The following is a 6,610-nucleotide window of genomic DNA, read 5'->3' on the forward strand; positions in this document are numbered from 1 at the left end:
CGCAGGGCGGCCTCGCCGGCCTCCTGGTCCGCCTCGCGGCGCGCGCGCTGGCGGTTGGCCTCGTCGGCCGCCGCTAGCATCAGGTTCAGCGGCAGGATCTCCAGCATCAGCCGGTGCAGCACCGCCAGGCCGGGCAGCGCCAGGCCCTGGGCCAGCGCCGCCGCCGTGTCCAGGCTGGGCAGCGGCGCCGCCTGCGGCTGCTCGATCCAGGCGCCGGCGGAGAGCGGCAGGATCTCGCCCGCCGCCACCTCGCCGGTGTCGAGATAGAAGGCGGCCATGGCCGGCCGCACCCAGGCGATGCCGCGCCCGGTCCCGGCGCGCCGGCCGGGGGCGGGTGCTGCCGTCTCGCCGGGCTGGAACAGCGTCTCCAGCCGCGGGCGCGGCTGGATCGGCCGCAGCATGGCGCCGCTCAGCCCCTGCACCCAGCCTTCCAGCGCTCCGGCCAGGGCGTCGCGACGGGCGGGGTCGTCGCCCCAGGCCGCCAGCGCGCCGGCCGGCAGCTCGGCCACCCGTGTGCCGACATGGCCGACGGCGAGCAGCCCGACCCCCTCCGCCGCGCCATCGACGCCGAACAGCAGCGCGCCGCGGCCGAGGCCGAAGAGATGCCGGCGCAGCCCGGCGGGGCGGCCCTCCTCCAGCGGCACCAGGAACAGCTCGACCTCGCCCTCCAGCACCAGCAGCGCCTGGCCCGGCTGGTCGAGCAGCAGCGGGGTGTTGCCGGCGATGGCGCGCGGCGTGCCGAGGCCGGGCGGGATCAGCGTGCCGTCCATCAGGATTCGATCAGCCGGCTGTAGGCGCCGCCGGCGGCGAGCAGCGTCTCATGCGTGCCGCGCTCCAGCACCTTGCCGCGATGCATGACGATGATCTCGTCGCAATCGCGCACGGTGCTGAGGCGGTGGGCGATGATCAGGCAGGCGCAGCCGCGGCGGCGCAGATTGTCCATCACCTGCTTCTCGGCGATCGGGTCCAGCGCGCTGGTGGCCTCGTCCAGCACCAGCAGGCTCGGCGAGTTCACCAGGGCGCGGGCGATCTCCAGCCGCTGCCGCTGGCCGCCGGAGAAATTGCGCCCGCCCTCCTCGACCGGCCCGTCATAGCCGCCGGGGCGGGCGATGATGTCGTCATGGATCGCCGCGTCGCGCGCGGCGGCGATGATGGCGGCCTCCGGCATGGTCTCGTCCCAGAGGGCGATGTTGTCGCGCACGCTGCCCTCGAACAGCACGATCTCCTGGTCCACCACGGCGAGCGAATCGCGCAGCAGGCCGCGCGGCAGGCTGCCGATCGGCCGGCCATCCAGGCGAATCTCACCCGACCAGGGCGGGAACAGGCCGGTGACCAGCCGCCCCACCGTGGACTTGCCGCTGCCCGAGGGGCCGACCAGCGCCACCCGCGCGCCCGGCACCAGCTCCAGCGAGAAATCCTCGATCATCGCCGGCTCCAGCGGGCTGTAGCCGAAGCTCACCCCCTGCAGGCTGAGCGCGCCGGAGAGGCGCTGCTCGCGCCGCGCGGCACTGGCCTCGGGCGGGGAAGCAGAGAATTCCGGCGCCTCGGGGTGCAGCAGCACATCCTCCATCTGCTCCACCGTGCCGCGCGCCGCCTGCATCTGCACCGCGTTCTGCATCAGCGCGCGCAGCGGCAGCGCCATGCCGGCCTGCAGCAGCTGGAAGGCGACCAGCGTGCCCAGCGTCAGCTGCCCCTGCATCACCAGCAGGCCGCCCAGCACCAGCACCAGCGCCGCGCCCGCCTGGGCCAGGAAATCCGGCAGGGTGGCGAACAGCGCCGCGACCCGGCCGACCGCCTGCTGCTGCCCCACCACCAGCGCGTGCTGGCCGGCCCAGGTCTCGAAATAGGGCCCGTCCGTGCCGGTGGCCTTCAGCGATTCGATCATCTGCAGGCCGAGCATGGTCTTGGCGCCGAGCTTCACCTGGTCCAGCGCCGCCTTCTGCTCGCGCTCCTCGACGCCGCGCCGCGCCACCAGGAACAGCACGAGATTGCCCAGCGCCATGGCGGCGGCCACCGCCGTCAGCAGCGGCGAATAGAGCAGCATGACGCCGAGATAGACGGCCAGCGCCACCCCCTCGACCAGCAGCAGCACCGGCTCCTTCGCCGCGTGCTGGCCGAGCAGCGGTGCCAGCTCCGCCCGGCTGCCGATGCTGCCGGCATAGCGCTGGGTGAAGAAGGGGATGGGCAGGCGCAGCATGCGCCAGACGAAGCGCGCGCCGGCGCGCAGCGCGACCGAGGTGGCGAGGCGGTGGGTGATGCTGCCCTTCAGCCAGACCAGCCCGCCCTGCGCCAGCGCCGCCGCCAGCATGGCAAACAGCAGCCAGCCCAACCAGTCCCGCTGCCCCTCCACCAGATAATGGTCGATGAAGACGCGGCTGAAGCCGGGCAGCAGGATCGCCATCAGGGCGAGGCCGAGGCCGCTGGCCAGCGCATAGGCCAGCGCGCCCTCGCCGCCGCGCAGCCAGGCGAAGAGCCGGCCCGCGATGGCCGGCGGCTGCCCCCCCCGGGTGAAGTCCGGCCCCGGCGCGAAGGTGAGGACGATGCCGGAATAGATCTCGTCCAGCTCCGCCTCGGTCATGGCGCGGCGGCCGCCGGCCGGATCGTTGATCCAGGCGCGGCCGCGCGCGAAGCCTTCCAGCACCACGAAATGGTTCAGGTTGACGAACAGGATGGCGGGCTTCGGCAGCGCCTTCAGCGCCGCCAGCTCGTGCCGGAAGCCCTTCGCCTCCAGACCAAAGCGGCGCGCGGCGCGCACGATGTTGCCCGCCTTGCTGCCATCGCGGGAGACGCCGCAGGCCACCCGCAGCTCGGCCAGCGGGACCCAGCGGCCATGCGCGGCCAGCACCATGGCCAGGCAGGCGGCGCCGCATTCCACCGCCTCCAGCTGCAGGATGCTGGGCGCGCGGCGGCGCGCGGCGTCGCGGGGCGAGGCGGCGGCGCCGGCGATCAGCCCGTCCATCTCAGAGGCCGATCCAGCCCAGCACCCGCTCCGCCTCCGGCAGCACCAGGGCGATCAGCGGGATGTCGTCGACGACGATGCGGCCCTCGGCCAGGGTGCCGCTGCCCAGCGCCAGGGCCGGGCCGCTGCCGGTGGACCAGCGATAGCCGCCCGCCGCCGCCGGGTCGCGCGCCAGCCGCACGGTGGCCAGCACCGGCGGGCCGGACTGCATCAGCTGGTCGACCAGCACGGCGTTCTTCAGCGTGCGCAGGATGCCCTCCCGCGTCGCCGGGATGGCGGAGACGCTCTCCACCTCACCCTCGATGAAGCCGTCGCGCTGCACCCGGGCGGTGGAGGGGATGATCTGCGCCCGCATCCCCGGCTGCACCCGCTTGCCCTCGCCGGGCGGGACGTAGAGCAGGGCGACCAGGCTCTCCGCCTCGCCGGCGCGGCCGGCCAGGAAGCGCAGCACCGGCGCGCCGGCGGCGACCAGCTCGCCCGGATTGGCCACCTGCTCGACCAGCATGCCCCCGGCGGGCGCCAGCACGCGGCCGCGCCGGGCCAGCTCGCCCTCGGTCCAGGCGATCTCGCGCGCCACGGCGGCGCGGCGCATGCCGAGGTCGAGCAGCTCGCGTTCGGCGCGGATGCGCTCCGCCTCGGTGTCGGCGGCGATCTGCACCAGGCTGTTCTCGGCCTCGCTGCGCTGGCTGCGCACCTCCTGCCATTGCTGCTGCGCCGCCAGGAAGCGCTCCCGCGTGGTCAGGCCGCGGCCGAACAGCCCCTGCTGGATGCTGGCCATCTCGCCCATCGTGCCCTCCAGCGCGGTGAGCGAGGCGATGCGCGCGCGCAGGGCCTGCTGCCGCGCCTCGGCCAGGCGGCGGCGCGCCTCGGCCTCGCCCTCCAGGAAGCGGCGCACCCGCGCCTCCTGCTCCTCCAGGCTGGCGGCCTCGGTGCGGCGGCGGGAGAGGTCGGCCTCCAGCTCCGGCTGGTCGAGCAGCGCGACCAGCTGGCCCTCGGCCACCGCCTCGCCGGGGCTGGCCAGCAGCCGCAGCAGCCGCCCGGGGCGGGCGCCACCACATCGCCGACGCCGCCGGCGCTGAGCAGCACGCCCTGGGCCTGGGTCTTCACCGCCGCCGTCGAGCGCAGGCTCCAGGCCAGCCCGGCCAGCACCAGCGCCAGCAGCAGCCAGAGCGCGATCCAGGCCAGGCCGGGGACCACGCGCAGCGCGCGGTCGAGCTGCTCCGGGCTGGGCGGGCGGGTGAGCGGGGCGTGGCCGCTCACGGCACCGCGCTGTCCTGCCCCAGCATGGACAGCATCAGCGCCAGGTCGCTGCCGCCCGGCGCGGCGACGCCGGCGGCGATGTGGTCGAGCTGGTCCGGCGACAGCTCGCCGCGCGACAATTCGTCGCGCAGGCGGCGGACATGGCCGCGGATCTCGGCGGCGCTGGTGGCGATGCCGTGGCGCGCGCCGATGCGGTCGAGCAGCTCGGCCGCGCTGTCCAGGTCGCGCGCCTCGGCCAGGCCCTGCGCGGTCTCGGGCCGCGCCGCGAAGAGGCGGCGGAAACTGTCCATCACGTCGTCGGGGCGCATGCCGCCTGCTCCTGCCATCCTCGCCATGGCGTGATCCTAGCGCAGCGGCGGCGCGGCTGCCTATTCCGGGCGGCTCATTGCCTGTGCGGGGTGTGGCGCCAGGGCCGGACCGGCCCTATCCGGCGGGGCGGGAGAGGGTGCGGCGCACCGCCTCGCACCAGCCCGCATAGGCCGCCTCCCGCTCGGCTGCCGGCAGGGCGGGGGTGAAGCGGCGCTGCAATTGCCAGGAGCGGGCGAACTCCGCCGGCGCCGGGCAGAGGCCGGATTGCAGCCCGGCCAGATAGGCGGCGCCGAGCGCCGTGGTCTCCGCCACTTCCGGCCGGTCCACCGGGCGGTCGAGCAGATCGGCCAGCGCCTGCATCGTCCAGTCGGAGGCCGCCATGCCGCCATCGACGCGCAGCACCGCCGCCTCGTCCTGCGCGCCGTGCTGCTCCGCCGCCAGGTCGCGCCGCATCGCCTGCATCAGGTCGCGGGTCTGGAAGGCGACGCTCTCCAGCGCGGCGCGGGCGAAATCGGCGGGGCCGGACTCGCGGGTCAGGCCGAAGATGGCGCCGCGCGCCTCGGCATCCCAGTGCGGCACGCCGAGGCCGACAAAGGCCGGCACCAGATAGAGCCGCCGGGCCGGGTCCGAGCCGGCGGCGAGCGCGCCGCTCTCCCGCGCCTGGCGGATCAGGCCAAGCCCGTCGCGCAGCCATTGCACGGCGGCGCCGGCGATGAAGATGGCGCCCTCCAGCGCATAGGTGCGGCGGCCGCCGAGCTGGCAGGCGATGGTGGTCAGCAGCCGGTTGCGCGAGCGCACCGGGCGGTCGCCGGTGTGCAGCAGGGCGAAGGCGCCGGTGCCATAGGTGACCTTGGCCATGCCGGGGGCGAAGCAGGCCTGGCCGAGGGTCGCCGCCTGCTGGTCGCCGGCGATGCCGCGCACCGGGATGGCGGCGCCGAGCAGGGCCGGGTCGGTGGTGCCGAATTCGGCGGCGCAGTCGCGCACCTCCGGCAGCAGCGCCGCCGGGATGCCGAACAGCGCCAGCATCTCGGCGTCCCATTCGCCGCGATGGATGTCGAAGAGCAGGGTGCGGGCGGCGTTGGTGGCGTCCGTCGCGTGCACGCGCCCCGCCGTCAGCCGCCAGAGCAGCCAGGTATCCACGGTGCCGAAGGCCAGCGCGCCGCGCTCCGCCGCGGCGCGCGCGCCGGGGATTTCTGTCAGCAGCCAGGCCAGCTTGGTCGCCGAGAAATAGGGGTCGATCAGCAGGCCGGTGCGGGCCTCGACCGCGGCGCCATGCCCCTCCTGCCGCAGCCGGGCGCAGAGCGGCGCGGTGCGCCGGTCCTGCCAGACGATGGCGCGGTGCAGCGGCCGGCCGGTCGCGCGCTCCCACAGCAGCACCGTCTCGCGCTGGTTGGCGATGCCGATGGCGGCGATGTCGCCCGCCTCCAGACCGGCCCCGGCGATCGCCTGGCGCATCGTGGCCAGGGCGGTCTGCCAGATCTCCTCCGGGTCGTGCTCGACCCAGCCGGGGGCGGGGTAGTGCTGGGTGATCTCCTGCTGCGCCAGGCCGATGGGCTGCAGCGCCGGCGGGCGGAACAGCATGGAGCGGGTCGAGGTGGTGCCCTGGTCGAGGGCGAGGATCGCGCCGGCGCTGGCCATCGGCAGAAGCAACTCCATGCGGAAGGGCCGGGCAGGCTGCCGCAGCCGGGCGGGCGAGGGAAGGGGGGCCTCAGCCCGGGCGCTGCCGGTCCAGGGCGCGGCCCGCGGCATCGACCAGCACCACCTCGCCCGGCGCCGGGAAGATGCCGGTCAGGGCGGTGATGTTGACTTGGTGCGTCACCAGCACCGCCGCGCCCTGTCGCTCCCGCAGCCAGTCGCGCAGCGCGGCGGTGGAGGCGTCCGCGTCGCCCTGGCCGGCGAAGAAGGAATCGAGGGCCGGCAGCGCCTGCACCGGGCCGAGGCCGAGCAGCGCCGCCGTGTCGCGGCAGCGGCACCAGGCGCTGGTGAAGACCGGCAGCTGGCCCAGCCCCTCCGCCCGGAAGGCGGCGCCGATGCGCGCCGCCTGGGCGCGGCCCTCGGCCGAGAGGTTGCGCTGGGTCTCGC

At 75.5% G+C, this 6,610-nt stretch carries 6 protein-coding genes; all 6 read right to left on the reverse strand.

The features are described from left to right. Nucleotides 1-770, reverse strand: a 770-nt coding sequence (locus tag HMPREF0731_RS25735; RefSeq protein ID WP_007005608.1) for a hypothetical protein, incomplete at its 3' end; no start/stop codon positions are given. Continuing rightward, the gene (locus HMPREF0731_RS17940; protein ID WP_007005609.1) at nucleotides 770-2,959 is read right to left on the reverse strand and encodes an NHLP family bacteriocin export ABC transporter peptidase/permease/ATPase subunit; all 2,190 of its coding nucleotides are present in this window, start codon (nucleotides 2,957-2,959) and stop codon (nucleotides 770-772) included. The genes HMPREF0731_RS17940 and HMPREF0731_RS25735, both read right to left, overlap by 1 nt. A 1-nt stretch (nucleotide 2,960) precedes the next feature. Beyond that, nucleotides 2,961-4,139, reverse strand: a complete 1,179-nt coding sequence (locus HMPREF0731_RS17945) for an NHLP bacteriocin system secretion protein (protein WP_083854557.1) — start codon at nucleotides 4,137-4,139, stop codon at nucleotides 2,961-2,963. Between the two features lie 76 nt (nucleotides 4,140-4,215). Further along, entirely contained in the window at nucleotides 4,216-4,527 is a 312-nt protein-coding gene (locus tag HMPREF0731_RS17950; RefSeq protein ID WP_007005610.1) for a hypothetical protein, read from the reverse strand. 115 nt (nucleotides 4,528-4,642) lie between these two features. Then, complete coding sequence (glpK, locus tag HMPREF0731_RS17955) at nucleotides 4,643-6,166, reverse strand: glycerol kinase GlpK (RefSeq protein WP_040613873.1); 1,524 nt, start codon at nucleotides 6,164-6,166, stop codon at nucleotides 4,643-4,645. A 70-nt stretch (nucleotides 6,167-6,236) separates the two neighbouring features. Beyond that, nucleotides 6,237-6,610 (reverse strand): histidine phosphatase family protein (locus HMPREF0731_RS17960; protein WP_007005612.1); only part of this gene is annotated, 374 nt, incomplete at its 5' end.

It is taken from the genome of Pseudoroseomonas cervicalis ATCC 49957, assembly GCF_000164635.1.
In the GTDB taxonomy this organism is placed as follows: Bacteria; Pseudomonadota; Alphaproteobacteria; order Acetobacterales; family Acetobacteraceae; genus Pseudoroseomonas; species Pseudoroseomonas cervicalis.

Bases quoted from the DNA above. Each gene is read 5' to 3' on its own strand.
- HMPREF0731_RS17940 (WP_007005609.1), bottom strand. From the start codon at position 2,959: ATGGACGGGCTGATCGCCGGCGCCGCCGCCTCGCCCCGCGACGCCGCG.
- HMPREF0731_RS17950 (WP_007005610.1), bottom strand. From the start codon at position 4,527: ATGCGCCCCGACGACGTGATGGACAGTTTCCGCCGCCTCTTCGCGGCG.
- glpK (WP_040613873.1), bottom strand. From the start codon at position 6,166: ATGGCCAGCGCCGGCGCGATCCTCGCCCTCGACCAGGGCACCACCTCG.